Raw genomic sequence first — 24,408 nt, 5'->3', positions numbered from 1 at the left:
TGGCATTTTTCGCCTTATATATGAGGCATGATACCGAATATCGAACCATAATATTGGAGCATGGCGTTAAGCACCTCTGCGCAATGTACGCACCAAATGAAAATCCCCGTGGGCTCGACGCCAACAGGGATTTTTTGGTACTGACGGTAGCCGCTGCCCGAAGGCCGCGGCTCGATGCGCAATCAGCGCAATCAGGCTGCTGCAGCGTCCTTCAGCTTCTTCAGGGCGCGCGCCTTGATGCGGACCGATGCGGGCTTGGCCGGGAACCAGCGCTCTTCGCCCGTGAACGGATCCTTGCCGAAGCGCTTCTTCTTCGCCGGCACGGCCTGCACGACGATCTTCAGAAGACCCGACAGCGTGAATTCGCCGGCGCCCTTCTTGTGGACCGAACCGAGGATCGTGTCTTCCAGCGCGGCGAGCACAGCCTTGGCAGCCTTCGGCTCGACGCCTGCACGCTCAGCGACGTGGGTAGCCAGCGAGGCCTTCGTGAAGGTGTCCTTGATCGGCGTCGGTGCGCCGGACGCCTTCACGGCGACCTTCTTAGCTGCGGCCGTCTTGGTGGCGGGCGCTTTCTTTGCGGCAACCTTCTTGGCCGGGGCAGCTGCCTTTTTGGCCACTTTCTTTGCGGAAGTCGGCATGTTTCTCCTACCAGTGTTGGTCAGTGAATCGAAGAAGCACTGCGGAATGCCGTGCTTCAACGGCGGATTCTACATACGCGCAAGCGTTTTGCGTGAAGCTTTTGCATTGTCGTTACGATTTTGTTGCGCGGCGCTGACTCTCGATCACATTTTGACGCCTGTTTACAGGGGTAAACGTGCACCTGACGTATCCGAAACACCGCCGCACGACTCGCTTCGCCCGGCGCGGCGCATAGCGCGTTCGTCAGGAAAGCGCCATACGTATGGCGTTTTTGCATGATTTCGGCTGCCATGCCGGTGTTGGCGCGACGGCGAAATCCAGTCAAAGCGTGCGCAGCAGCGTGGCGAGCGACGTCAGCGCGGCATCGATGCGCTCGGTGTCGACCCCGCCGTAACCGAACAGAAAACCGCTTTGCACAGGCGCTTCGAGATGAAACGGCGCGAGCGGATGCAAGCCAATCGACGCGCTGCGCGCAGCCTGCACCACCGCAGCGGCATCGAGCGGCGCGACGAGCCGCGCCGCCAGGTGCAACCCCGCCGTGTTCGGCGTGACGGGTTCGAGCCATGGCGCGAGCGGTCCACGCAAATGCGCGAGCAGCACGTCGCGGCGCTGCGAATACGTCTGATGCATGCGCCGCAAATGGCGCGCGAAATGACCATTGAGCATGAAGTCGGCGAGCGCCGTCTGCGTGAGCACGCAGCCGTGCGCGTCGCCTATCTGCCGCGCGCGGGCGAGCGGCGCGGCCAGTGCGGCGGGCGGCACCGTGTAGCCCACGCGCAGCTCCGGGAATATGGTCTTCGAAAACGTGCCGACGTAGGCGACGAGGCCGGCGTTGTCGAGGCTCTTGAGCGGCTCCATCGAGCGGCCCTCGAAGCGGTATTCGCAGTCGTAGTCGTCTTCGATCACGAGCGCGCCGCGCGCCTGCGCCCATTCGAGCAGCGCAACGCGCCGCGCGAGGCTCATCGGCATGCCGAGCGGGAACTGATGCGAGGGCGTCACGTACACGATCCGCGCCGCTTTCGGCAAACGCGCGACCACGAGCCCCTCGCGATCCACCGGCACCGGCACGACCTTCGCGCCCGATGCCGCGAAGATATCGCGCGCGGGCGGATAGCCCGGGTCTTCCACGGCGACCACGTCGCCGGGCGCGAGCGTCACGCGCGCGAGCAGATCGAGCGCCTGTTGCGCGCCCTGCGTGACGATCACGTCCTGCCAGTTGCTCTCTACCGCGCGATTGAAGGCGAGATAGCGCGACACCGCGAGGCGCAGCTTCTCCTCGCCCGCAGGTTCCCGATACATGCCGTGGCCACGCGCCTGCACGCGCAACGCATCGTTGATGCAGCGCCGCCAGATGTCGAAGGGAAAGCGCGACTTGTCGGTGATGCCGCCCGCGAAGTCGCAGGCGAGCCGCGCGTCCAGACGCGGCAACGAGCCGTGCAGCGCCTCGGCTTGCGCCCGCCACCATGGCGTGGCATGCGCCTCGCGCACCGAAGCGGCAACGGCACGGGAAGCCGCGGTGGCTGCGCGAATCTGCGCATTAGGATGACCGCGTTCGCGCGCGGGCAGGCGTTCGAGCGTTTCGGCGACGAACGTGCCCGAGCCGCGCCGCGAGTTCAGATAGCCCTCGGCGAGCAGCCGTTCGAATACGTCGAGCGTGGTCTTGCGCGACACGCCAAGCTGTAATGCGAGGTCGCGTGTGGACGGCAGACGCGTGCCGCCTGCAAGACGGCCGTCGACAATGCTGTCGCGCAGTTGGCGATAAATCTGGCCCGCGAGGTCGCGACGGCCCGACACGGTGACGTGGAGTTCCATGATGACGCTGCAGGTGGCGTTCGACGGGTACGAAAGTGGTCACCCGAAATATTGCCAGAATGGCTATGTGAACGCGCCAGCGCAACGCCTAAAGTGCACCTGTGGTTAGGCAATTCGCAAGTTCAGGCCGTCGGCTAACCCATCAACCAGGCAATTCAACTCGAAAGGTGAACGCTCATGCAGGCACGTATGGATTTCTACAAGGCCAGCCCGGAAGGCACGAAGGCCATGATCGCGCTCGAGGAGCGCGCGAGCAAAAGCTCGATCGAAAAACCGCTCGCGGAACTGGTGCGCCTGCGTGCTTCGCAGATCAACGGCTGCGCGTTCTGCGTGGACATGCACACCACGGATGCGCGCAAGGGCGGCGAAACCGATCGCCGGCTCGCCACGGTGTCGGTGTGGCGTGAAACGCCGTTCTTCACGGAGCGCGAACGCGCGGCGCTCGAATGGACCGAATCGGTCACGCTGCTCGCGCAAACGCATGTGCCCGACGAGGTTTGGGAACGCGTGAAGCCGCATTTCAGCGAGCAGGAGATCGCCGACCTCACGCTGCTGATCATCGCGATCAACGGCTGGAACCGCATTGCGGTGACGTTCCGCAAGATGCCGGCCTGAGCCTGCAACGAAACGCGCCGCGAGCGCCGCTGCCTGTTAAGCAGCGGCTGAACGCGGCGCGCGTAGCGATCACTCGATACTTTCCGATTGCGGCTCGCGCGAGGCTTGCGCGCCGCTTTTCGCGTGATGCTCGCGCGAGAGGCGGTTCATGATCGGCAACAGCAGCACGGCCACCAGCACGCCCAGCGACGCGAGCCAGCCGAGTCCGGTGAAAAGCCGCGTATAAAGCGGCAACGAGGTAAGCGGGTCGAGCGTGCCCGAGGGCATCTGCGCGAAATTCGCCACCACGCTGCCCAGATATTGCGAAACGCCGGTCGCGACGAAATACGCGCCCATCATGAAGCCGCTCATGCGCGCGGGCACGTAGCGCGCGATCATCGCGAGCCCGAGGCCGCTCACGAGCAGTTCGCCGAGCGAATAGAGCCCGTAGCCGGCCACCATGAACCACGACGACACGCGCCCTTCCACCGCATAGCGCCCGCTCGCCGCGAACACGAAAAAGCCGGCGGCGACCACGGCGAAGCCGAGTGCGTACTTCACCGCCACCGGCACGTCGCGGCCGTGACGCGCAAGCGACGTGTAAAGCACGGCGAGCACCGGCGAAAGCACCATGATCCAGATGGGATTGAGCGCCTGGAATTGCGCCGGGCTCCATCGGAACAGGGCAATACCGAACAGCGCGAACTGCGGATCGACGTTGCGCAGCGCGAACAGCGTGAGCGACGTCGACATCTGCTGATAGAACACGAAGAACAGGATCACCTGGCACGTAAGGATGAGCGCGGCGATAAGGCCGGCGCGTTCGGCATGCTCGCAGCGCACGAGCATCCAGCCGAATATCGCGAGAATGGCGGCCGCCGCGGCATACACGCAGTCGCGCGCGATCGTTTCGTGCTGGAGCACGAACATCGTCGCCGCGCCGAGCGCCACGGCGCCCACTGCCACGAGCGCGGCGCGGCCGAGGTGCAGCGGCTGGTCGTCGGGAGCCGAGCCGATGCGCGCGAGCGTGCGGCGCATCAAAAGGAAGTTGAGGATGCCGAGCGCCATGCCCGCGCAGCACACGCCGAAAGCGGCATGCCAGCCCCAATGCTCCTTGATCCAGGGCGTAGCGAGCATCGAGACGGTTGAGCCGATGTTCACCGCCATGTAGTAGATCGTGAACGCGCTGTCGAGCTGCGCGTCGTCGCCCTCGTAAATGCGCCTCACGAGGTTCGCCGCGTTCGACTTGAAGAGACCGTTGCCGACCACGATCACGCCTAGCGAAGCGTACATGTGGCTCAGGCTGTCGTTGGGCATCTCGAGCATGAAGTAGCCGGCCGCGAGGATCACGGCGCCCGCCGCCATGGAGCGCCGTGCGCCGAGCACCTGGTCGCCGATCCATCCGCCGATGGCCGGCGCCGCGAAAACGAGCGCGACGAACGCGCCCCACGTGAGGTTCGCCTCGCGGTCGCTGAAGCCGACCTGCTCGACCATGAACAGCACCAGCAGCGCCGCCATGCCGTAGTAGCCGAAGCGCTCCCACATCTCTATCAGGAAGACCGTCGTGAACGAGCGGGTCCGGCTTGGGGTGGGCGTGGCGGAGGCTGGCGTATTCATGTTGCGTATTTCCTGTTGCAGTAGTGCACGGCGCGCGATTGTACTCGCGCGCGCGGCGCTGGCAGTTTTTGCGCGGTTTTTGGCATGCTCGCGTACCGAGCCGAGATTACAGTGATTCCCGATTCATCGGCCCAGCGCCGCCCCTTTTCGACCGCCCAACCTTGACCGGGAACACCTCATGGCACTGCAAATCGGCTTTCTCGTCTTTCCCAACGTTCAACAGCTCGACTTGACCGGCCCATACGACGTGCTCGCCTCGATGCCGGACACCCAGGCGCGGCTCATCTGGAAGACGCTCGATCCGGTCCGCTCGAGCACCGGCCTCATGCTCACGCCCGACACGACCTTCGAGGACTGCCCGCCGCTCGACGTGATCTGCGTGCCGGGCGGCAGCGGCGTCTCGCAGCTGATTCCCGACGACGAGACGCTTGCCTTCCTGCGCCGCCAGGCGGGCACGGCACGCTATGTCACCTCGGTTTGCACGGGCGCGCTGGTGCTCGGCGCGGCCGGCCTCCTGCGCGGACGCCGCGCAACCACGCACTGGGCCTTCCACGAACTGCTGGAGCCGCTCGGCGCGCTGCCCGTGAAAGCGCGCGTGGTGCGCGACGGCAACGTGCTGACCGGCGGCGGCATCACTGCGGGTATCGATTTCGCATTGACGCTCGCCGCCGAGCTGATCGGCGACGAGGCCGCCCAGGCGCTGCAGCTCGAACTCGAGTACGCGCCCGCGCCGCCGTTCGATGCCGGCGACCCCGCCAGCGCGCCGCCTGCGATCGTGCAAAGGTTACGCGCGCAGACAGCGGCCTCGCTGGCCGAACGTGCTCGCGTAGTCGCGGCGGCGGCCGCGAAACTCGCCGCCTGAGCGCGCGGCGAGGCCGGCGCGGTTGCCGCTGCGCTGGCCGCGCACTTCCTTCGCACTTCCTTCGCGCTTGCCTGGCAGCCAGGGTCAGCGCCAGATACCGTCTTTGTTGTGGATCGATTACATTGAGTATTAACGGGCGTGCCGCTGCTTCCTGTGCAGCGGCCAGCACCCGTTCTCCCAACCCTGGGTAAGTCGTTCAAACCAATCAATAGGGGAATCAATGCCTTCCACTAACAGCAAGCTGACTCTCGCCGCGGCGACCGCCGCATTCCTGATCGGCGTTGCCGCGCCGGCGTTCGCGCAAACGGCAGCCAGCGCGCCCGCCGCCGACCAGGCGACGCAACCACTTACCAAAGAACAGAAGGCGCAGGCCAAGGCTCAGGCCAAAGCGCAGCGTAAGGCCGAGCGCAAACAAGCCCGCGCGAAGAACAACGCCGAGTTGAAGAAGCTGGAAGACGCGGGCTACAAGCCGTCACTGAACGACCCGAACTATCCGCAGAACCTGCAGGACGCACAGAAGAAAGCTAACGCTGCTGGCGCCAGCCAGTAATTCGCGTTATTAGCCGTTTTAACCGGCTCCTTTGCCGGTTAAAACGCTTCCATCATCCCGTTAGCCGCATCGCCCGCAGCATCAGTCAACGCTGCACGTCCCCCGCCCTCGCGCTCGCCCGCCTTCGCCGTACACACTAAACGCTTCATCAGTCGAATGGCAGTACCATCCGCGAAGCGAATGCGCTGACTCGTTCGCAAGCCGCAACACCACCGCTTTTCGACGCTGCACGCGCTCGCCCAGATGCCACCAGGATGCCATCCGGATGCCATCGCGAGCCATGCCGCGTGCATGCCCAACATGGAGTCACCGCCATGAACGCACCCCAGCCAGCCGCCAACGCAAGCGCCGCGCCGCAGAAAAAGGGCATACCTGTGGGCCTGATCGCGGGCGTGATCGCGCTCGTCGTCGTGCTGCTTTTGCCCCTGCCCGATAGCCTCCCGCCAGCCGGCCAGCGCATGCTCGCCATCCTCGCATTCGCGGTGGTCGTGTGGCTCACCGAAGCCGTGTCGTACGAAGCGAGCGCCATTATCATCACCTCGCTCATGGCGTTTCTCGTGGGCACCGCGCCCACCATCGAAAACCCCGCCGTCGATTACGGCACCAACAAAGCCATCAGCATGGCGCTCGCGGGCTTCTCCAATTCCGCGCTCGCGCTCGTGGCCGGCGCCCTCTTCATCTCCGCGGCCATGACCGTCACTGGTCTCGACCGGCGCATCGCGCTCGTCACGCTCTCGCTCATCGGCACCACCACGCGGCGCATCCTGATCGGCGCCGTCGCCGTGACCATCGTGCTCTCGCTCGTGGTGCCGAGCGCCACCGCGCGCAGCGCCTGCGTCGTGCCGATCATGGTGGGCGTGATCTCGGCGTTCGGCGTGGACAAGCGCTCGAACATCGCGGCGGGCATCATGATCGTGGTGGCCAACGCCACCAGCATCTGGAACGTCGGCATCCAGACCGCCGCCGCGCAAAACCTGCTGACCGTGGGCTTCATGGACAAGATGCTCGGCGCGCGCGTCACCTGGCTCGACTGGCTCGTGGCCGGCGCGCCCTGGGCGATCGTGATGTCGGCGGTGCTGCTGTTCATCGTGCTGAAGATGCTGCCGCCCGAAGCCGATGCGATCGCGGGCGGCAAGGAAGCCGTCGAAGCCTCGCTGCGCGAACTGGGTCCCATGACGGGTCCGCAAAAGCGGCTGCTGGGCGTCTCCATCGGCCTGCTGTGCTTCTGGGCGACCGAAGGCAAGCTGCACCCGTTCGACACCACCTCGGTCACTTACGTGGGCCTCGTGCTGCTGTTGTTGCCGCGCTTCGGCGTGATGGACTGGAAGACCGTGCAGAGCCGCATTCCGTGGGGCACGGTGATCGTGTTCGGCGTGGGCATCAGCCTCGGCACCGCGCTGCTCACGACGAAGGCGGGCCAATGGCTCGGCGACCTCGTCGCGCATCACACCGGGCTCGACACCGCCGGTCCGTTCATCGCCTTCGCGATTCTTTCGGCCTTCCTCATCCTCATCCACCTCGGTTTTGCGAGCGCAACGGCGCTCACCTCCGCCATGCTGCCGATTCTCGTGTCGGTGCTGCAGTCCATGCAGGGCGACTTCAATCGGCTCGGTCTCACGATGCTGCTCGGCTTCGTCGTGAGTTTCGGCTTCGTCCTGCCGATCAACGCGCCGCAAAACATGGTGTGCCTCGCCACCGAAACGTTCACGGCGAAGCAGTTCGCGCGCGTGGGCATCGTGTTGACCATTGTCGGCTACCTGCTGTTGCTGCTGTTCGCGGCAACGTGGTGGCGCTGGCTGGGCTGGATCTGAACGCTGCACCTGAAGGAGCCGCTCATGGAAGTCAATATCGACGACGCACGCCGCTTCGCCACGGCCGTGCTCACGAACGTCTCGGTGCCTGAAGACATCGCCGCCGACGTGGCCGACCATCTGATCGAATCCGACCGCGTGGGCTACGCGAGCCACGGCCTGTCGATCCTGCCGAACTACAAGCGCGTGCTGGCCGCGGGTTTCGTCACCGCCGACGGCCGCGCCGAGCGCGTGGTGGACCGCGGCAGCCTGATCGGCTACGACGGCCACAGCGGCTTCGGCCAGCACGTGGGCAAGGTCGTGATGGACGACGCGATCGCGCGCACGCGCGAACACGGGCAATGCATCGTGACGCTGCGCCATAGCCATCACCTGGGGCGCATGGGTCACTACGGCGAAATGGTCGCGGCGCAGGGCTATGTGCTGCTCGCGTTCTCCAACGTGGTGAACCGGCCGCCGATCGTTGCGCCGTTCGGCGGGCGCGAGCCCCGGCTCACGACCAATCCGCTTTGTTTCGCGGGCCCGCTGCCGGGCGGCCGGCCGCCTTTCGTCGTGGATATCGCCACGAGCGCCATTGCCGTGAACAAGGCGCGCGTGCTTGCGGAAAACGGGCTGCAGGCGCCCGCTGGCTCCGTGATCGACGCGAACGGTCAACCGACGCGCGACCCGAACGTGCTGTTCGCCGACCCGCCAGGCGCGCTGCTGCCGTTCGGCTTGCACAAAGGCTATGCGCTCGGGCTCGTGGCGGAATTGCTTGCGGGCGTGCTCTCGGGCGGCGGCACGATCCATCCGGACAATCCGCGCAACGGCGTCGCCACCAACAATCTGTTCGCGCTGGTGCTCGATCCGCAGGTGGATTTCAACACGACGTGGCGCTCGCAGGAGGTCGAATCGTTCCTCGACTATCTGCTCAGTTGCCCGCCTCAGGACCCTTCGCAACCGGTGCAGTATCCTGGCCAGTACGAAGCGGAAAATCGCGCGCGGCACACGCAGACGATCACGCTGCCCGACTCCGTGAAAAAGCCCTTCGCCGATATCGCGAACGAATTGGGCATCGCGCCGCTCAAGGCGATTTGAGCCCGACCAACGCGATGCCGTAAACGCACAACGGCCGCGCGAGCCCTTCGGGACTCGCGCGGCCGTTTCGATTCGCGGCGCTTACTTCACACCGCGACCGCGCCGACGTAGTTCTCGGCCATCGCCGTCGCGGCGGCGCGCGACGTGGTGACGTGCTCCAGCTCGGCAACCTGCAGGCGCTGCTCGAACGGCGTGGCGTCGTCGAGGCGGTGCATCATGCGCGTCATCCAGTATGAGAAGTGCTCCGCGCGCCAGATGCGGCGCAGCGCCGTTTCGCTATACGCGTCGAGCAGATCGTTGCGGCCTTCCTTGTAAAACGCCACGAGCGCCGCGCTCAGCACGCGCACGTCCGCCACCGCGAGGTTGAGGCCCTTCGCGCCGGTCGGCGGCACGATATGCGCCGCGTCGCCCGCGAGAAACAGGCGGCCGTGTTGCATCGTGGTCGTCACGAAGCTGCGCATGCCCACGATGTTCTTCTGGAAGATCTTGCCTTCCACCACCTGGTGGCCTTCGAGCGAATCGACGCGCGCGTGCAGCTCGGCCCAGATGCGGTCGTCGGACCAGTTCTCGACCTTGTCGTTCGGATCGCACTGGAAGTACATGCGCTGCACATTCGGCGAGCGCGTGCTGATGAGCGCGAAGCCGCGATCGTGGCGCGCGTAGATCAGTTCGTCGGAAGTGGGCGGCGCCTCGACGAGAATGCCGAACCAGCCGAACGGGAACACGCGCTCGTAGTCCTGGCGCAGCGCCGCCGGAATCGTGGCGCGCGACACGCCGTGGAAACCGTCGCAGCCGATCACGTAGTCGCAGTGCAGCTCGTGCGCCTCGCCTTCGTAGTTGAAGCGGATCGACGGCGTGCTGGTTTCCACGCCGTGAATCGAGGTGTTCGAGACGTTGAAGAAGAGCTTGCCGTCGGCGGCCACGCGTGCGGCCACGAGGTCCTTGAGCACTTCATGCTGGGCGTAGACGGTGATGGCCTTGCCCGTGAGGCCCGTGAGATCGATGCGGCGGCGCTTGCCTTCGAACGCGAGTTCGAAGCCGTGATGCACCGCGCCTTCGGCCTTCATGCGAGCGCCAACACCCGCTTCGGTGAGCAGGTCCATCGTGCCTTGCTCGAGCACGCCGGCGCGAATCGTCGATTCGATCTGCTCGCGGCCACGCAGCTCCAGCACGACCGAGTCGATGCCACGCAAATGCAGAAGATGGGAAAGAAGCAGGCCCGCGGGCCCGGCGCCAATGATGCCAACCTGAGTGCGCATGAGATGTCTCCTGATGCGGCGTTGCTTGAATTGATTTTTCGCAAGTTTCACCGCTGCACCCGTTATCGCGCAACGCGATATGGAGAATATGCACTATCCCGATTTCGAATAGCACTGGAGGGTGCACCTTCCAGCGTGTGCGCTGTGCGGAACGGAAATTGCTGAATCGCACGCTTTGCCCCGCGCCCAGGTTTAGGCGCCCGCACGCTCCACGCCCACTAAAAACATCAAGCCCATGCCTTTGTCGCTCCGCTTCCGCACGCCCGAATCCACCGCAAAACCCCGCCGCACACCGTTTGCCGCCACGCTCGCCGCCGCGTTGTGCCTCGCATGGCCGCTCGCCCCGAGCGCCTTTGCCGCCGACGCCGCAGCCCCCGCAAGCGCCCCCTCCAGCGCGCAGGAATTACAAGAGCCCGCGCAATCGGCGAAACCGGTTCGCTCGCCAGCGCAGCACGCCGCCGCAAAAGACACCCAGCCCGCCACGCCCGCCGACCTCTACGGCCGCCTCTATCACGACGTGCAGCTCGCGCAGGTCTTTCCCGACAGCAAGACATTTGCCGACATGCTGCCGAACGAGCGCCCCGGCCAGATCGCGGCGGCCTACGAGCGCTGGCGCCAGCAGCACGCGGATGAACACGACGCCGCCGCGCACAAGGCCGCGCTCACCCAGTTCGTGAACCAGTACTTCACGGCCCCGGCGCAAACCGAAGATCACTACGTTTCCGATCCGAACCAGGACGTAATCGGCCACATCGACACGCTCTGGAACGTGCTGAGCCGCCGCCCCGATGCGAAGCCGAATCCGTATTCGTCGCTGCTGCCGCTGCCCTATGCGTACGTCGTGCCGGGCGGCCGCTTCAACGAGATTTACTACTGGGATTCGTACTTCATCATGCTCGGTCTGGAAGCCAGCGGCCGCCACGAACTCGCGCTCGACGAGCTGAACAACTTCGCCGCGCTGATCGACCGCTACGGGCACATCGCGAACGGCAATCGCACGTACTACCTGAGCCGCTCGCAGCCGCCGTTTTTCGCGCAGATGGTGAGCCTCGTCGCCGAGAAAGACGGCGACGCCGTGTACCTCCATTACCTGCCGCAACTGCGCAAGGAATACGACTACTGGATGGCCGGCGAGCCAACGCTCAAGCCCGGCCACGCCGCGCGCCACCTCGTGCGCCTGCCCGACGGCACCCTGCTCAACCGCTACTGGGACGCACGCAACCGGCCGCGCGACGAGTCGTACCGCGAGGACATCCTCACCGCGCGGGCCACGCCGCAGCGCGACGCTTCGGACCTCTGGCGCAACCTGCGCGCGGGCGCGGAAACGGGCTGGGACTACAGCTCGCGCTGGCTCGCCGACGGCCGCACGCTCTCGACCATCGACGTGACCTCGCTCGCGCCGGTGGACCTCAACTCGCTGATGGTGATCCTCGAACGCACGCTCGCGAAGGCCTACGGCCTGAAGGGCGACGCGCGCGAGGCCGCGCTGATGACGAAGCGCGCGCAGCAACGCGCCGACGCCATCGACCGCGTGCTCTGGGACCCGCAATTGCACGCATACAGCGACTACGATTTCGCGCACCACACGCTCACGCACCGGCTCACGGCGGTGACCGTCTACCCGCTCTATGCGGGCGTCGCGACGAAAGCCCAGGCGCAGGACGTGGCCGCCGCCGTGCGCGCCGGCCTGCTGCGGCCCGGCGGCCTCGCCACCACCCAGGTCGCGACGGGCCAGCAATGGGACGAGCCGAACGGCTGGGCGCCGCTGCAATATCTCGCGGTCATGGGGCTACGCCGCTACGGCGAGCAGGACCTCGCGCAGGAAATCGCCTCGCGCTGGATCGCGACGAATCTCGCTTACTACGCGCGCACGCACAAACTCGTCGAGAAGTACGACGTGAGCGCGTCGGCCACGAAGGCATCCTCGGCGGGCGGAGGCGAATATCCGCTGCAGGATGGCTTCGGATGGACCAACGGCGTGCTGCGCGTGCTGCTGCAGATGTATCCGCAGGCGGGGGCCGCACAAGGCGCGGCGGCGGCGTCAGGCGCCGCTGCGGCGAGCGCGCCTTGAGGCAACGCCCGCAACGTCCGCACGCCAACCGCGGCGCAGGCCGTGGGCGCGCGGCGTACACTTTTTGCGCCACAGCAGCGTAATCGTCGTGTTGCTCCAGGAGCTACCCATGCGCAACGAATCGGCCTTTTTGTTCGACCTCGACGGCACGCTCGTCGACAGCGTCTACCAGCACGTGCTCGCATGGAAAGAAGCGCTCGACGCAGACGGCATCGAGCTTTCGGTGTGGCGCATTCACCGGCGTATCGGCATGAGCGGCGGGCTCTTCATGAACCAGTTGCTGCGCGAGACGCACGAGGCTATCTCGCCCGAGCGCATCGCGCGCTTGCAAAAACTACACGCCGACGCCTACCGCCGCCACGCCGATCAGGTGCGCCCGCTGCCCGGCGCGCGGGCGCTGCTCGACACGCTCACCGCCGCCCAGGTGCCCTGGGCGATCGCCACGAGCGGGCGGCTCGCCACGGCTTCCGTGAACCTGCAGGCGCTCGGCGTGGACCCGGCTGTCACGACCGTGGTCACGCGCGACGAAGTGCGCCACGCCAAGCCGGACCCCGATCTTTTCGTCGCCGCGGCATTGCGGCTGAACATGCCGATCGAGCGCTGCCTCGTGGTGGGCGACAGCGTCTGGGACATGCTCGCGGCCCAGCGCTGCCGCGCGCTCGGCATTGGCCTGCAGTCGGGCGGCTACGGTACCGAGGAACTGCAATGCGCGGGGGCGCTGCGCGTGTACGAGGATCCCGCCGATCTGCTCGGCCACCTCGACGAAGTCTGTGCCCGCGACTGAGTTGGCAAACCGGCCACCGCCGGCCACGGCGCGAAAATTGTGCGGCAAACGTCTGTGCAGCGGTCTGTACAGCGGCTGTGCAGTGCAGCACCGCCGCCGCGCAGCCATGGCTCTAGCACACCGCATGTACTGCATGTCGCGCGCCATCGGCGTATGCTGACATAGGTCAATTCAATAACTCACGGGCCGGCTCAGGCCGCCTGCTGCGATGAACGACTCCGCCCACGCCCCCGGTACTCCCCGCGCGCCACGCGTGACGGTGGTCGTCCTCACGCGCAATCACGTGCGTCAAACCATCGAAACCGTCGCGCGCCTCACCGCGCTTCCCGAGCACCCCGACGTCATCGTGGCCGACAACGGCTCCACCGATTCCACCGTCTCCCTGCTGGCGTCGCTCTTTCCGCAAGTGCGCATCGTCCAGTCGCTGGGCGACCGCGGCATGGCCGGGTTCAATCGCGCCGTGCTGCTCGCGCGCACCGATTACGTGGCGTGCTGCGACGACAGCACCTGGTTCGCGCCCGGCGCGCTCGCGCGCGCGGCGCAGTTGCTCGACGCGCACGCGCAAGTCGCCGTACTCAATGCGCGCGTGGTGAGCGGCGACGAGCGCGAAATTCATCCCGCCTGCCTGATGCTCGTCGCCACCTCGCCGGGCGCCGAAAGCGTGGCGGGCCCTGTGCTCGCCAATTTCATGGCCGGCGCATGCATTTTCCGCGCGGCCGTGTTCCGCTCGCTCGGCGGCTACGAGGAGCGGCTTTCGCACGGCGGCGCCGAGGAGCTTGCCGCGCTCGACATGCTTTCGGCCGGCCACCAGATCGTCTATTGCGAGCAGGCGCTCGCGCATCGCGAACCGCTTTACCGCTGGTTCACGCGCGCGCAGCAATGCGCGCTCGCGCGCAACACGGCCTGGGTGGCGTGGATGCGCCTGCCCGCGCGCGACGCGATCGCGGCGACCGGCCGCGCGCTCGCCGTGTTCGCCCGCCAGCGCTCGCTCGGGCCCGCGGGCGTCGCGCTGCTGCGTGGCGCGTTCTGGACATTGCGGGCCCGCCGCGTCGTGCCGCCCCACGTCGTGCTGCTCACCCGCCAGGTGCGCCGCGCGGAACGCCACGTGCGCGCAGGCATTCCGGCCATGGCCGAAAAGTACGACCGCTCAGGGCAGCGCGCGTGGTAAGCTGCGGCGCCCGCTGCGCGCGGGCCGCTCATGCAGGAGGCCAGTACCTGTCCAACTTCTGAACAGGCCCTATGACAGACCCGAGGACCATGACGACGCCCGACCCCGGCATCGCCCCGCACAACGTCGCCGCCGAAAGCCACAACGAACGCCGTTTCGAGGCGCTCGTGGAGCCGATCGAGGATTACGCGATCTTCCTGCTCGACAAGCATGGCTACATCGCCAGCTGGAATCGCGGCGCGGCCCGCATCAAGGGCTATGAGGCGCACGAAATCATCGGCCAGCATTTTTCGCGCTTTTACACCGACGAAGCCAACGCGCGCCGCTGGCCCGATCACGAACTGGAGCAGGCCGCGCTGCACGGGCGTTTCAACGACGAAGGCTGGCGCGTGCGCAAGGACGGCACGATGTTCTGGGCCAACGTCGTCATCACCGCGCTGCGCGAGCGCGACGGTTCGCTCTCGGGCTTCGCCAAGGTCACGCGCGACCTCACCGCCGAACGCCGCCAGGTCGAGGCGCTGCGGCTTTCCGAAGAGCGCTTTCGCCTGCTCGTGGAGAGCGTGAGCGACTACGCGATCTTCATGCTCGATCCGCAGGGCCACGTGATCAGCTGGAACGCCGGCGCGACCAACCTGAAGGGTTATCGCCCGGCCGAGATCGTCGGCCAGCACTTTTCCGTGTTTTATCCGCCTGAGGAAATCGCCGCCGGTCTGCCCGAGCGCGAGCTGCGCCGCGCAAAAGACTTTGGCCGCGTCGCGACCGAAGGCTGGCGCGTGCGCAAGGACGGCTCGATGTTCTGGGCCAACGTCACGATCACCGCGGTGCACGACGGCCACGGCCGGCTCACGGGATTCGCGAAGGTCACGCGCGACATGACCGAGAGCCGCCGCACCGACGAACTCGAGCATTCGAGCGAGCAGATGAAGCAGTTCCTCGCCATGCTCGCGCACGAGCTGCGCAACCCGCTCGCGCCGGTGCGCAACGCCGTGGCCACGATGCGCCTCATGGATGCGCCGAGCCCCGAAATCGAGCGCGCACGCGAAATGATCGACCGCCAGATCGTGCACCTCACGCGGCTCGTGGACGACCTGCTCGACGTCGGGCGCATCACGTCGGGCAAGATCGAGTTGCGCGAGGCGCAGCTCGATTTGTGCGAAGTGGTCGCGCACGCCATCGACGCGGCGCAGCCCTTCACTTCGGCGCGCGGCCAGCACGTAGAAGTGCAGATGCCCGACGCGACGCTCACCATGACGGGCGACCACACGCGCCTCGTGCAGGTGCTGCAGAACCTGCTGCACAACGCCTCGAAGTTTTCGCCCGATGGCAGCCGCATTGTTGTGGACGTGCGTTCCGTCGCGCGCGCCGTGCAGATCCAGGTGCGCGACGAAGGCCGGGGGCTGCGGCCCGGCACCCACGAGTCGATCTTCGGCCTGTTCAGCCAGGACCGCTCGGTGCCGGGGCCCGCGGAAAACGGGCTCGGCATCGGCCTTATGCTGTGCCGCTCGCTCGTCGAACTGCATGGCGGCACGATCTCCGCCACGAGCGGCGGACCGGGCAAAGGCAGCACGTTCACGATCCGTCTGCCGTTCGCTCGCGAGGCCGTGCACGCCGTGCCGCCGCCGCTCGCCCCGGACCTGGGCGAGCTTGCCGCGCTCGCCGAGGCCGGCGTGCCGCCGCTGCGCGTGCTCGTGGTCGACGACAACCGCGACTCGGCCGACAGCCTCGCCATGCTGCTCGAACTCAAAGGCCACGAAGTGCGCGTGGCCTACAGCGCCGCCCACGCACGCGAGGAAGTGGATGGCTTCACGCCCGACGCCGCGCTCATCGACATCGCCATGCCCGGGATCGACGGCTATGCGACGCTGCGCGCCCTGCGCGCGCTGCCGCCGCTCGAGCACACGCTGTTCGCCGCGATGACGGGTTTCGGCCAGGCCGCCGACGTCGAACTCACGCGCGAAGCGGGCTTCGAGATGCACCTCGTGAAGCCCGTGGACGTCACGCTGTTCGACGAGGTGCTCGCGCTCGCGGCGGCACGGCAAAGGCGCCGCATCGCCTGATGCCGCTGCCTGATCCGCTTTAAGGCGCGACCGGCACGAACGGCCGGTATTCGACCTTGGGCCCGCGCACGACAATGGCCGTCGATTCCGGCACTTCGGACCAAACGTCGGGCCTGTCGCCAAGCGGCTCGGAAACGAGCAGATACGCGTCGTCGCCCGCCGCCACGATGCGCGGGTCGTCGGGATACAGTTCGCGTAGATGCCGGAACGCCGTGGTGTGAAAAAGCGAGCGCGAATTGCGTTCGCTCGAATAACGCGCGGCGACGATCTGCTCGCCGTCGCAAGCGCACACGGTCATATTGAGCGCCGGCTCGACGCCATGCTTCTTCGCCGTGGCTTCCACGAAACCTGCCATGCGTTCGAGCGCGGTAACGGGATCGATTTCGAGGCCGAACGTCATGGCCAGATAGAACATCGTTTCGGAATCCGTCGAGCCTTCGAGCGCGTTGAAGCGGTCGGGATCGATCGCGACGAGCAGGTCGCGCCGCATGAGCGGATAGCTGCGAATCAGCCCGTTGTGCGCGAAGATCCAGCGCCGGTGGCGAAACGGATGGCAGTTGGTTTCCTGCACCGGCGTGTCGGTGGCGGCGCGAATATGCGCGATGAACATGGGCGCGCGCACCGCACGCGCGAGTTCGCGCAAGTTGCGGTCGTTCCACGCCGGATGCACGCTGCGGTAGCGATAAGGAATGTCGTGCGGGTCCTGGAACCAGCCCATGCCGAAGCCGTCGCCATTCGTCGTGGTCGCGCCTTTGGTCGAATGCAGGCTTTGGTCGATCAACGAATGGCGCGCGTGAAACAACACGGTTTCGAGCTGTACGGGGTTGCCGGTATAAGCGAGCCAGCGGCACATGATGGTCTCCTTCGTGTAAGGACGCTCGTGTATGCCGGCCCGCTTGAGGGCGCCGCTACTTCACGGCGCGCAGGTCGGCGATCGGCGTGAGAAAGCCGGTCAGGCCAGTCAGTATGATCTGCACCCCAATGCACAGGAGCAGAAACGACGACACGCGCATGGCCACGCGCGTGCCTTCCACACCCAGGTACTGCGAAAGCCGCGCGGCGCGGCTATACACGTAATAGATCACGAGCATGACGAGCGCCGAGATCACGATCGACGCGAAGCTCGAGAGCAGCCACGCCGAAAGCTTGTGCGTGCGGTTGGCGTTCAGCGCAATGGCCGTGGCGATGGAGCCCGGCCCCGTGGTAAGCGGCACGGTCAGCGGGAAAAAGGCTTTGCCGGAAGCCGAACTCGCGCTCATGGGCTTGACCGGATGATCGGCCGCGATCGGCTCGGGCTCGGGCGCATTGAGCATCTGCCAGCCACTCACGGCCACCGCGAGGCCGCCGCCAATGCGCAGTGCTTCCATGGAAATACCGAAGAAATGCAGGACGGGCGTGCCCACGAAAAACGCCACGACCAGTACGAAGAATGCATTGATCGCCACGCGCTTGGCGAGCAGGCGCCGCTCTTCGTCGGTGAGGTTCGCCGTGCGGTCGAGAAAAACGAAGGCAACGCCAATGGGATTGATGATGCTGATGAGTCCGGTAAAACCGAACAGGATGTCTGAAATCAGGCTCTCGATCATGAAGTCGATCCGGTAAGGGCATGCGCGCAAACAGCGCGCCGGGCTGCGAGAAGTGTAGCCGGATCGGCGTTTGGCGTGCCTGATCGATGTCGCCCTGCGCCCGCAAAAATGGCGCGTTGCACCAATCTTTACCGCAAGCGCTTCAGTATTTTTGGCAGCTTTACGGGGCGCGTTCACAAGCATAGAGTGGTTTGCCTCGCACCCCGACGCGACGTTTCTTTTCTTCTCATATAAAAGAGGAGTTGCCATGTCACTGCGGTTGCTCGCTGCCTTGCCCTTCATCGGCATCCTGTTAGGGGTGCCGTTCGTCAATCGCACCGAGCCGCTCGTGCTCGGCATGCCGCTCGTGCTGGCCTGGATCGTCATGTGGGTCGTGCTGGCCGCGGCGATCATGGGGATCGTCTACCGGCTCGATCCGGCCAACCGGCTTCCACTCGAAGCGGAAGCGGAGGTGCGGTCATGAGCGCCCTCATCATCATCGCGGCGATGGCCCTCGTCGCGCTCTATCTCGGCATGCGCGCCCGCCGCGGGCACGACATGAATCTCGAGCAGTGGGCCGTGGGCGGGCGCAGCTTCGGCACCGCATTCGTATTCCTGCTGATGGCGGGCGAAATCTACACGACCTTCACGTTCCTCGGCGGCAGTGGCTTCGCCTATGGCAAGGGCGCGCCCGTCTACTACATTCTGGCTTACGGCACGCTTGCATACATCATCTCGTACTGGATGCTGCCGCCCGTGTGGCGCTTCGCCAAGCAGCACCGACTCGTCTCGCAGCCGCATTTCTTCGCGCGCAAGTATCAGAGCCCAGCGCTGGGCGTGCTGGTGGCGTGTGTAGGCGTGCTCGCGCTCGTGCCGTATCTCGTGCTGCAACTCAAGGGCCTCGGCATCATCGTGACGACGGCCTCCTATGGCGCGATCTCCTCGACGGCGGCGATCTGGATCGGCGCGGCCGTGGTCACCGCTTACGTGATCGTTTCGGGCGTGCGCGGCTGCGCGTGGAATTCGGTCGTGAAAGACACGATGATTCTCGCCATTGCCGTGTTCCTCGGCATCTACCTGCCGATTCACCACTACGGCAGCCTGAGCGAGATGTTCCGCGCCATCGACGCGGCCAAGCCCGGCTTCCTCACCTTCCCGGCGCGCGGCCAGAGCGTGACGTGGTTCCAGTCCACCGTGCTGCTCACGGCGCTCGGCTTCTTCATGTGGCCGCACACGTTCATGTCGGTCTACACCGCGAAGAACGACCGGATCTTCCGCCGCAACGCGATGATCCTGCCGCTCTATCAGCTCATCCTGCTGTTCGTGTTCTTTTGCGGCTTTGCGGCCGTGCTCAAGGTGCCGGGCCTGAAGGGCGGCGACATCGACCTCTCGCTCTTCCGTCTCGCGCTGCAAACGTTCGATCCGTGGTTCGTGGGCGTGATCGGCGCGGCGGGCGTGCTCACCGCACTCGTGCCGGGCTCGATGATTCTCACCACAGCTTCGACGCTGCTCGCCAACGACATCTATCGCGGCGGCGTTGCGAAGAGCGCGGACGACGCGCAAGTCGCGAAGCTCGCACGCATTTTCGTGCCGGTGGTCGCGCTCGTGGCGGTAGGCTTCACGCTCAACGGTGGCGACACCATCGTCGCGCTGCTGCTGATGGGCTACAACTTCGTCACGCAGCTCTTCCCGGCAATGGTGTGCAGCCTCTCCGCGCGCAATCGCGTGACGAAGCAAGGCGCGTTTTGCGGCATCGTGGCGGGCGTGCTCGTGGTGATCGTCACGACGCTCACGCATGTGAGCGTGGCACAGCTGATTCCGTTCGCGCCGGACGCGCTCAAGGACATCAACATCGGCTTCCTTGCGCTGTTCGTGAACGTGATCGTGCTGGCCGTGGTGAGTACGGTGACGCAGCCGCGCACGCACATCGATCATGAGCATGCGCGGGCGCATTAAATAGACCTGACGCAGTAGCAAGGCGGCCCAACCGGCGTGATCCGGTTGGGCCGTTTTTCTGTTTATGCTGCCTTGCGCGCTTCGGCGATGCGCTGCGGCGCCTCGGGCCGTGCATAGAGGCAGTCGAGATACGCCTGCAAGCGCGGGAAGCCCTCCAGCAATTGCACTTCGTTGGCCCAATCCATCAGATAAACCGTCACGCAGTCGGCGACCGAGAGCCGGTTGCCGACGATGAACTCGCGCCCTTCGAGATGCTTCTCGAGCACGACGGCCATGGTCTTGAAGTCTTCCCGCGCGAGTTCGATATCGGCGGGACTGCGTTTCTCTGGCGGATAAAGGAACGAGTGACGCGTGATTCTCCACAGCGGCTGTTCCAGTTCGGTGACGGCGAACAGGGTCCAGCGATACGCCTGTGCCCGCTCGTCGAGATCCTTGGGCAGCAGCGCCTTCTCCGGATATTTATCCGCGAGATACAGCACGATGGCGGCCGATTCGGGAATCACGCGGTCGCCGTCGATCAATACAGGGACCTTGCCCGCGGGATTGATGCGCAGGTATTCGGGCCGCCTGTGCTCGCCTTCGAGCAGATTGACCGAGATGAATTCGAAATCGGCGTCGACTTCCTTGAGGCCCCATAACGCGCGTTGCGAACGGGTGCCGGCAAAACCGTAGAGTTTCATGACGCGACTCCGTTCAGGCACCGGGAATCGGCAGCACGGGCATCACTTCGACGCCCTCGCCCGGAAAAATCGAAAAATGCGGGTGCCCTTCGAACAGCTTCGCGGCCTCCTCGTGCGACGCGGCACGCAGAACGGTATAGCCCGTTAGCGCGTTAGACGTGTCCGTGATGCCATGCTCGCCAATCGACTTGGTCTTGCCGAGCGGGCCGCCCATATCGACGATGGACGCCTTGTGCTTTTCGACCCACGCATGCCAGGCCGCAATGCCCTCTTTTTCCTTTGCGTGCCGATCCGCTTCCGAAAGCGCGGCCCACCCCTTCATGCGCGCGTTATCCTTGGTGCCGAGAAAAACAGCGAGAAACAGTTTCTGATCGCTCATGTGTCCTCCATCTGCTGGTCTGGTTACCGGGTGTCGCCCATCCGGCCTTGACAGCATAGGTTGATATCAACATAATTGCAACATGGCACGCGCAAAGAAACTTCCCTTCGAAACCACGCTATTGGTGCGCGATTGCTGCCTGTGTCTGCATATGCAGCGGGCGGCACGGAATCTCGCGCGCATTTTCGACGAGGTGCTACGCCCGCTCGATCTCACGAACGGGCAATTTTCGCTGCTGATGTCGCTGAATCGCCCGCATCCGCCCGGCATGAAAGACGTGGCGTCGCTGCTGGCCATGGACCGTACGACGCTCACCGCCGCGCTCAAGCCGCTGGAGCGGCGCGGCCTCGTGCTTATCGAGCAGGACCCGGAAGACAAGCGCAGCCGTTTGCTGAGCCTCACGGACGAGGGACATCGACTGCTCAGCGCGGCATTTCCGATATGGCAGCAAACGCACGAGGAAATCGAAAAGGACTTTGCCAACGGCGAAGTCGACAAGCTGCGCGAACATTTGCGAGCGCTTTCGTAGCGCTACCGCTTCTGCGCCCCATACAACGTCGAATCCGCGAACCCTTCCGCCGCGAGCACGCGCCCCACGAGAATCAGCGCGGTACGCTCGATGTCCGTTGCGAGCACCTTCTGCGCGATATCCGCGAGCGTGCCTGTCACGCGTTCCTCGTCGGGCCAGCTCGCGCGATAGATCACTGCCACGGGGCAGTCCTCGCCGTAGTGAGGCCGCAATTCCTCGACGATGCGCGCGATATGGCGCACGCCCAGGTGAATCGCGAGCGTCGCCTTGTGGCGTGCAAGGTCGCCTAGCTGCTCGCCTTCGGGCATCGACGTTTTCGCCGCGTAGCGCGTGAGGATGAGCGTTTGCGAAATGCCCGGCAGCGTAAGTTCGCTGCCGAGCGCCGCCGCGCATGCGGCGGTCGCGGTCACGCCGGGCACGACTTCATAAGGAATACCAAGCATACGCAAGCGCCGGATCTGCTCGCCGATTGCGCCATAGAGCGACGGGTCGCCCGAATGCACGCGAGCCACGTCGAAGCCCTGTGCGTGCGCGCTTTCGAGCAACGCGACAATCTCATCCAGCGTGAGCGGTGCGGTATCGACCACTTTGTGCGCGCGGTGGCCTTCGAGAACTGCGGGCGGCACGAGCGAACCGGCATAGAGAATTACGGGGCAATTGCGCACGAGGCGCTGGCCCTTCACGGTGATCAGTTCAGGATCGCCCGGTCCCGCGCCGATGAAGAAAACGGTCATGCGTTGGAACTCCGCTTAATGTAGTCGTCGAGCGCGCCGATTACCTCTTGCGCCGAAGTGAATTCGCGTTGCGCGTCCGGCAGCGGCGGCCGCTGCATCATCACCACGGGCAGGCCCATTCCGCGCGCAACCGCCAGCTTCGCCTCCGTCGCCGCGCCGCCGCTGTTCTTGCTGACCACGACGTCTATGCGCGATTCGGTGAAGAGCGCGCGTTCGCCTTCTGCGGTGAACGGCCCGCGCGCGTCGATGATGCGAGCGCGCGCGTGGCCCGGATGCGCTTCGAGGCAACGGACCGTCCAGTGCTGCTGCTCCGGCACTTCGTTCAGGTGCTCAAGCGGTTCGCGCCCGAGCGTGAAGAGCGGCCGCGCAAACGGCGCAATGGCTTCGACTACGCCGGCCCAGCCGCTCACCATGCGCCAGTCGTCGCCAGCCTGCGCCCGCCACGGCGCGCGTCGCAGCGCCCAGTACGGCACCTGTGCCGCAAGGCACGCGCGCGCCGCGTTGGCGCTGATCCGCGCGGCGTACGGGTGTGTCGCGTCGAAAACTAGCGAGACGGCTTCGTCGGCGAGAAAGCGCGCAAGCCCTTCTGCTCCACCGAAGCCGCCCACACGCACCACGCACGCGAGATCGGCGGGTACGCGGCCAAGGCCCGCAAGCGAGTACACGTGCTGCGGGCCGAGCGTGCGCGCGATTGCCAGCGCGTCGCCGGTGCCGCCCAGCAGCAGGACGCGCGCGGTCATGGCTTGACGGCCTCATAGAGCGTGACGGGCAAAGCCTGACGCCAGGTATCGAAGCCACCCAGCGGCTGCGCCTCGCCAATGCCGATACGCGTGAGCGTGCCGCCGTGCTGCGCGCGCCACGTCACGAGCGCCGCTTCGCTTTGCAGCGTCACCGCATTGGCGACGAGCCGTCCGCCGCTCGCGAGCGCCGCCCAGCATGCGTCCAGCACGCCGGGCACGGTCACGCCGCCGCCGATGAATACGGCGGCGGGCGCGGCGAGTCCTGCGAGTGCTTCAGGCGCGCGGCCCGCGACGAGTTGCAAACCCGGCACGCCCAGCGCGACGCGATTGTGTTCGATGAAGCGTTGACGCCCGGCGTGAGCCTCAATGGCAATCGCGCGGCAAGCGGCGTGCGAGCGCATCCATTCGATGCCGATCGAGCCGCTGCCCGCCCCCACGTCCCAAAGCAAGGCGCCCGGCGTGGGCGCGAGGCGCGCAAGCGTGAGCGCACGCACGTCGCGCTTCGTGAGTTGGCCGTCGTGGCGGTAGGCGTCGTCGGGCAGGCCGGGCGTGAGCGTCCAGCCACGCGCGGGCGCATTCGCCTCATCGCTCTCGCATTCGAACGCGACGAGATTGAGCGCCGCGGTTTCGTCGACGTGCCACGCATCGGCGCGACCCTCGATGCGGCGCTCGAGCGGGCCGCCCAAATGCTCGAACACGGCAAGACGCGTGGCGCCGAAGCCCGCTTCCGCAAGCAGCGCGGCAAGCGCTGCGGGGGTGCGCCCGTCGGCGCTCAACGCGAGCACGCGCGAGCGCGCGTAGAGATGACGGCGCAGCGCTTCGAGCGGACGGCCGACGAGCGAGACCATCGCCGTATCCTGCAAGGCCCAGCCCATGCGCGCGGCCGCGAACGAAAGCGACGAGGGCGCGGGCAGCACGCGCATTTCACCGGGCGCCAGGCGGCGCGCGAGCGTCGCGCCCACGCCGAACAGCATGGGGTCGCCGCTCGCGAGCACGCATACGGGCGCATTCGACTCGCGATGCGCGAGCAGCGCCTCGACGCTGAACGGCTGCGGCCACGCTTCGCGGCGCGCACGCACGCGCGAGGGCAGCATCGCGAGATGGCGTTCGCCGCCCGTCACGAGGGCCGCGTCGAACAGCGCGCGCCGTGCGTCGCGCCCGAGCCCTGCGTAGCCATCGTCGCCTATGCCCACCACCGTCAGCCATGCCTGCGTGCCCTGCATTCGTTCTCCCGCTTTTGCCTTTCTGTTGCTTGCTCGTTGCCTGTTTTGTCGCGTGTTGCTGCGCGCCGCCAGCGGCCCGCGACCCGATCGCCGGGTAGAGCGCGCGTGAAAACGGGCATAATACCGTGTCCGCCGGCGCCTTTAAGGCATAAAAGGGAACACAGCAAGCTGTGGCCGCCCCCGCGACTGTAAGCAGCGAGACCGCATCCACCCGAGCCACTGGTTTTACCGGGAAGGCCGATGCGGTTCACGACCTGCGAGCCAGGAGACCTGCCGGCCGACTGTTCGTGCGAACCCATAT

The 24,408-nt window shown here is 66.0% G+C and carries 23 protein-coding genes and 1 riboswitch; of the genes, 12 read left to right on the top strand and 11 right to left on the bottom strand.

The annotated features are described in order from the left end of the window. Positions 1 to 191: 191 nt before the first annotated feature. Together FAZ97_RS16570 and pdxR are read right to left on the bottom strand one after the other, a co-directional pair. Positions 192 to 638: an HU family DNA-binding protein gene (locus tag FAZ97_RS16570; protein ID WP_158760958.1), complete on the bottom strand. Its 447-nt coding sequence runs from the start codon at positions 636 to 638 to the stop codon at positions 192 to 194. A 322-nt stretch (positions 639 to 960) separates the two neighbouring features. Continuing rightward, the gene (pdxR, locus tag FAZ97_RS16565; protein ID WP_158759543.1) at positions 961 to 2,451 is read right to left on the bottom strand and encodes a MocR-like pyridoxine biosynthesis transcription factor PdxR; all 1,491 of its coding nucleotides are present in this window, start codon (positions 2,449 to 2,451) and stop codon (positions 961 to 963) included. Between the two features lie 177 nt (positions 2,452 to 2,628). Here pdxR and FAZ97_RS16560 point away from each other — a divergent pair, with 177 nt between their 5' ends. Next, a complete protein-coding gene (locus tag FAZ97_RS16560; protein WP_158759542.1) occupies positions 2,629 to 3,066 on the top strand; it encodes a carboxymuconolactone decarboxylase family protein in 438 nt (145 codons plus the stop codon). A gap of 69 nt (positions 3,067 to 3,135) precedes the next feature. Here the strand turns inward: FAZ97_RS16560 and FAZ97_RS16555 are convergent, their stop codons facing one another. Further along, a complete protein-coding gene (locus tag FAZ97_RS16555) occupies positions 3,136 to 4,662 on the bottom strand; it encodes a peptide MFS transporter (RefSeq protein ID WP_158759541.1) in 1,527 nt (508 codons plus the stop codon). Between the two features lie 178 nt (positions 4,663 to 4,840). Here FAZ97_RS16555 and FAZ97_RS16550 point away from each other — a divergent pair, with 178 nt between their 5' ends. The 4 genes from FAZ97_RS16550 (at position 4,841) to FAZ97_RS16535 (ending at position 8,962) form a co-directional block, all read left to right on the top strand. Then, positions 4,841 to 5,524 (top strand): DJ-1/PfpI family protein, encoded by a 684-nt coding sequence (locus tag FAZ97_RS16550; protein ID WP_158759540.1) that lies wholly within the window; start codon positions 4,841 to 4,843, stop codon positions 5,522 to 5,524. Between the two features lie 220 nt (positions 5,525 to 5,744). Next, a complete protein-coding gene (locus FAZ97_RS16545) occupies positions 5,745 to 6,074 on the top strand; it encodes a DUF4148 domain-containing protein (protein ID WP_158759539.1) in 330 nt (109 codons plus the stop codon). A gap of 314 nt (positions 6,075 to 6,388) precedes the next feature. After that, positions 6,389 to 7,885, top strand: coding sequence for a DASS family sodium-coupled anion symporter (locus tag FAZ97_RS16540; RefSeq protein WP_158759538.1), 1,497 nt, complete (start codon positions 6,389 to 6,391; stop codon positions 7,883 to 7,885). 24 nt (positions 7,886 to 7,909) lie between these two features. Beyond that, on the top strand, positions 7,910 to 8,962 hold the full coding sequence (locus tag FAZ97_RS16535; RefSeq protein ID WP_158759537.1) for an Ldh family oxidoreductase: 1,053 nt from the start codon (positions 7,910 to 7,912) through the stop codon (positions 8,960 to 8,962). Between the two features lie 86 nt (positions 8,963 to 9,048). Here the strand turns inward: FAZ97_RS16535 and FAZ97_RS16530 are convergent, their stop codons facing one another. Further along, on the bottom strand, positions 9,049 to 10,221 hold the full coding sequence (locus tag FAZ97_RS16530) for a 4-hydroxybenzoate 3-monooxygenase (RefSeq protein ID WP_158759536.1): 1,173 nt from the start codon (positions 10,219 to 10,221) through the stop codon (positions 9,049 to 9,051). A 235-nt stretch (positions 10,222 to 10,456) separates the two neighbouring features. Between FAZ97_RS16530 and treF the strand changes: the two genes are divergently transcribed. The 4 genes from treF to FAZ97_RS16510 all read left to right on the top strand — a co-directional run bounded on the left by treF (position 10,457) and on the right by FAZ97_RS16510 (position 16,301). Next, entirely contained in the window at positions 10,457 to 12,292 is a 1,836-nt protein-coding gene (gene treF, locus FAZ97_RS16525) for an alpha,alpha-trehalase TreF (protein ID WP_158759535.1), read from the top strand. A 109-nt stretch (positions 12,293 to 12,401) separates the two neighbouring features. Further along, positions 12,402 to 13,076, top strand: a complete 675-nt coding sequence (locus FAZ97_RS16520; RefSeq protein WP_158759534.1) for an HAD family hydrolase — start codon at positions 12,402 to 12,404, stop codon at positions 13,074 to 13,076. A 208-nt stretch (positions 13,077 to 13,284) separates the two neighbouring features. Continuing rightward, on the top strand, positions 13,285 to 14,244 hold the full coding sequence (locus FAZ97_RS16515; protein ID WP_158759533.1) for a glycosyltransferase family 2 protein: 960 nt from the start codon (positions 13,285 to 13,287) through the stop codon (positions 14,242 to 14,244). A 71-nt stretch (positions 14,245 to 14,315) separates the two neighbouring features. Next, entirely contained in the window at positions 14,316 to 16,301 is a 1,986-nt protein-coding gene (locus FAZ97_RS16510; protein WP_158759532.1) for a PAS domain-containing hybrid sensor histidine kinase/response regulator, read from the top strand. A gap of 19 nt (positions 16,302 to 16,320) precedes the next feature. Here FAZ97_RS16510 and FAZ97_RS16505 read toward each other — a convergent pair whose 3' ends face one another. Together FAZ97_RS16505 and FAZ97_RS16500 are read right to left on the bottom strand one after the other, a co-directional pair. Continuing rightward, positions 16,321 to 17,154, bottom strand: coding sequence for a class II glutamine amidotransferase (locus FAZ97_RS16505; RefSeq protein WP_158759531.1), 834 nt, complete (start codon positions 17,152 to 17,154; stop codon positions 16,321 to 16,323). A 55-nt stretch (positions 17,155 to 17,209) separates the two neighbouring features. Then, positions 17,210 to 17,887, bottom strand: coding sequence for a MarC family protein (locus FAZ97_RS16500; protein ID WP_158759530.1), 678 nt, complete (start codon positions 17,885 to 17,887; stop codon positions 17,210 to 17,212). Positions 17,888 to 18,134: 247 nt separating this feature from the next. Here FAZ97_RS16500 and FAZ97_RS16495 point away from each other — a divergent pair, with 247 nt between their 5' ends. Next, a complete protein-coding gene (locus FAZ97_RS16495; RefSeq protein ID WP_158759529.1) occupies positions 18,135 to 18,350 on the top strand; it encodes a DUF3311 domain-containing protein in 216 nt (71 codons plus the stop codon). Further along, positions 18,347 to 19,822: a sodium:solute symporter family protein gene (locus FAZ97_RS16490; RefSeq protein ID WP_158759528.1), complete on the top strand. Its 1,476-nt coding sequence runs from the start codon at positions 18,347 to 18,349 to the stop codon at positions 19,820 to 19,822. The genes FAZ97_RS16495 and FAZ97_RS16490 overlap by 4 nt, the downstream gene beginning before the upstream one ends. 62 nt (positions 19,823 to 19,884) lie before the next feature. On the opposite strand, the gene FAZ97_RS16485 is transcribed toward FAZ97_RS16490, so the two are convergent. Both FAZ97_RS16485 and FAZ97_RS16480 read right to left on the bottom strand, forming a co-directional pair. Further along, positions 19,885 to 20,502, bottom strand: a complete 618-nt coding sequence (locus FAZ97_RS16485) for a glutathione S-transferase family protein (RefSeq protein WP_158759527.1) — start codon at positions 20,500 to 20,502, stop codon at positions 19,885 to 19,887. 13 nt (positions 20,503 to 20,515) lie between these two features. After that, positions 20,516 to 20,881 (bottom strand): YciI family protein, encoded by a 366-nt coding sequence (locus FAZ97_RS16480; RefSeq protein ID WP_158759526.1) that lies wholly within the window; start codon positions 20,879 to 20,881, stop codon positions 20,516 to 20,518. Positions 20,882 to 20,963: 82 nt separating this feature from the next. Here FAZ97_RS16480 and FAZ97_RS16475 point away from each other — a divergent pair, with 82 nt between their 5' ends. Next, entirely contained in the window at positions 20,964 to 21,410 is a 447-nt protein-coding gene (locus tag FAZ97_RS16475) for a MarR family winged helix-turn-helix transcriptional regulator (protein WP_158759525.1), read from the top strand. Between the two features lie 2 nt (positions 21,411 to 21,412). Here FAZ97_RS16475 and cobM read toward each other — a convergent pair whose 3' ends face one another. Genes cobM through cbiE form a run of 3 tightly spaced genes read right to left on the bottom strand, consistent with a single transcriptional unit; the run spans position 21,413 to position 24,107 of the window. After that, complete coding sequence (cobM, locus tag FAZ97_RS16470) at positions 21,413 to 22,144, bottom strand: precorrin-4 C(11)-methyltransferase (RefSeq protein WP_158759524.1); 732 nt, start codon at positions 22,142 to 22,144, stop codon at positions 21,413 to 21,415. Next, positions 22,141 to 22,884 carry a cobalt-precorrin-6A reductase gene (locus FAZ97_RS16465; RefSeq protein ID WP_158759523.1) on the bottom strand — a complete coding sequence of 248 codons (744 nt, stop codon included), beginning with the start codon at positions 22,882 to 22,884 and terminating at the stop codon, positions 22,141 to 22,143. Before FAZ97_RS16465 ends, cobM begins: the two co-directional genes overlap by 4 nt. Beyond that, positions 22,881 to 24,107, bottom strand: coding sequence for a precorrin-6y C5,15-methyltransferase (decarboxylating) subunit CbiE (gene cbiE / locus FAZ97_RS16460; RefSeq protein WP_158759522.1), 1,227 nt, complete (start codon positions 24,105 to 24,107; stop codon positions 22,881 to 22,883). Before cbiE ends, FAZ97_RS16465 begins: the two co-directional genes overlap by 4 nt. Before the next feature lie 116 nt (positions 24,108 to 24,223). Beyond that, a riboswitch (cobalamin riboswitch) is annotated at positions 24,224 to 24,399 on the top strand. Positions 24,400 to 24,408 lie beyond the last annotated feature (9 nt).

Origin of the sequence: Paraburkholderia acidiphila, from assembly GCF_009789655.1 — a bacterium.
GTDB lineage: Bacteria > Pseudomonadota > Gammaproteobacteria > Burkholderiales > Burkholderiaceae > Paraburkholderia > Paraburkholderia acidiphila.
Note: the sequence above shows the minus strand (reverse complement) of the source record. Positions and strands in the feature narration are given on the sequence as shown.

What these genes read in the sequence shown, in the direction of transcription:
- FAZ97_RS16570 (WP_158760958.1), bottom strand. Translation starts at nt 638, where the DNA reads ATGCCGACTTCCGCAAAGAAAGTGGCCAAAAAGGCAGCTGCCCCGGCC.
- pdxR (WP_158759543.1), bottom strand. Translation starts at nt 2,451, where the DNA reads ATGGAACTCCACGTCACCGTGTCGGGCCGTCGCGACCTCGCGGGCCAG.
- FAZ97_RS16560 (WP_158759542.1), top strand. Translation starts at nt 2,629, where the DNA reads ATGCAGGCACGTATGGATTTCTACAAGGCCAGCCCGGAAGGCACGAAG.
- FAZ97_RS16555 (WP_158759541.1), bottom strand. Translation starts at nt 4,662, where the DNA reads ATGAATACGCCAGCCTCCGCCACGCCCACCCCAAGCCGGACCCGCTCG.
- FAZ97_RS16550 (WP_158759540.1), top strand. Translation starts at nt 4,841, where the DNA reads ATGGCACTGCAAATCGGCTTTCTCGTCTTTCCCAACGTTCAACAGCTC.
- FAZ97_RS16545 (WP_158759539.1), top strand. Translation starts at nt 5,745, where the DNA reads ATGCCTTCCACTAACAGCAAGCTGACTCTCGCCGCGGCGACCGCCGCA.
- FAZ97_RS16540 (WP_158759538.1), top strand. Translation starts at nt 6,389, where the DNA reads ATGAACGCACCCCAGCCAGCCGCCAACGCAAGCGCCGCGCCGCAGAAA.
- FAZ97_RS16535 (WP_158759537.1), top strand. Translation starts at nt 7,910, where the DNA reads ATGGAAGTCAATATCGACGACGCACGCCGCTTCGCCACGGCCGTGCTC.
- FAZ97_RS16530 (WP_158759536.1), bottom strand. Translation starts at nt 10,221, where the DNA reads ATGCGCACTCAGGTTGGCATCATTGGCGCCGGGCCCGCGGGCCTGCTT.
- treF (WP_158759535.1), top strand. Translation starts at nt 10,457, where the DNA reads ATGCCTTTGTCGCTCCGCTTCCGCACGCCCGAATCCACCGCAAAACCC.
- FAZ97_RS16520 (WP_158759534.1), top strand. Translation starts at nt 12,402, where the DNA reads ATGCGCAACGAATCGGCCTTTTTGTTCGACCTCGACGGCACGCTCGTC.
- FAZ97_RS16515 (WP_158759533.1), top strand. Translation starts at nt 13,285, where the DNA reads ATGAACGACTCCGCCCACGCCCCCGGTACTCCCCGCGCGCCACGCGTG.
- FAZ97_RS16510 (WP_158759532.1), top strand. Translation starts at nt 14,316, where the DNA reads ATGACAGACCCGAGGACCATGACGACGCCCGACCCCGGCATCGCCCCG.
- FAZ97_RS16505 (WP_158759531.1), bottom strand. Translation starts at nt 17,154, where the DNA reads ATGTGCCGCTGGCTCGCTTATACCGGCAACCCCGTACAGCTCGAAACC.
- FAZ97_RS16500 (WP_158759530.1), bottom strand. Translation starts at nt 17,887, where the DNA reads ATGATCGAGAGCCTGATTTCAGACATCCTGTTCGGTTTTACCGGACTC.
- FAZ97_RS16495 (WP_158759529.1), top strand. Translation starts at nt 18,135, where the DNA reads ATGTCACTGCGGTTGCTCGCTGCCTTGCCCTTCATCGGCATCCTGTTA.
- FAZ97_RS16490 (WP_158759528.1), top strand. Translation starts at nt 18,347, where the DNA reads ATGAGCGCCCTCATCATCATCGCGGCGATGGCCCTCGTCGCGCTCTAT.
- FAZ97_RS16485 (WP_158759527.1), bottom strand. Translation starts at nt 20,502, where the DNA reads ATGAAACTCTACGGTTTTGCCGGCACCCGTTCGCAACGCGCGTTATGG.
- FAZ97_RS16480 (WP_158759526.1), bottom strand. Translation starts at nt 20,881, where the DNA reads ATGAGCGATCAGAAACTGTTTCTCGCTGTTTTTCTCGGCACCAAGGAT.
- FAZ97_RS16475 (WP_158759525.1), top strand. Translation starts at nt 20,964, where the DNA reads ATGGCACGCGCAAAGAAACTTCCCTTCGAAACCACGCTATTGGTGCGC.
- cobM (WP_158759524.1), bottom strand. Translation starts at nt 22,144, where the DNA reads ATGACCGTTTTCTTCATCGGCGCGGGACCGGGCGATCCTGAACTGATC.
- FAZ97_RS16465 (WP_158759523.1), bottom strand. Translation starts at nt 22,884, where the DNA reads ATGACCGCGCGCGTCCTGCTGCTGGGCGGCACCGGCGACGCGCTGGCA.
- cbiE (WP_158759522.1), bottom strand. Translation starts at nt 24,107, where the DNA reads ATGCAGGGCACGCAGGCATGGCTGACGGTGGTGGGCATAGGCGACGAT.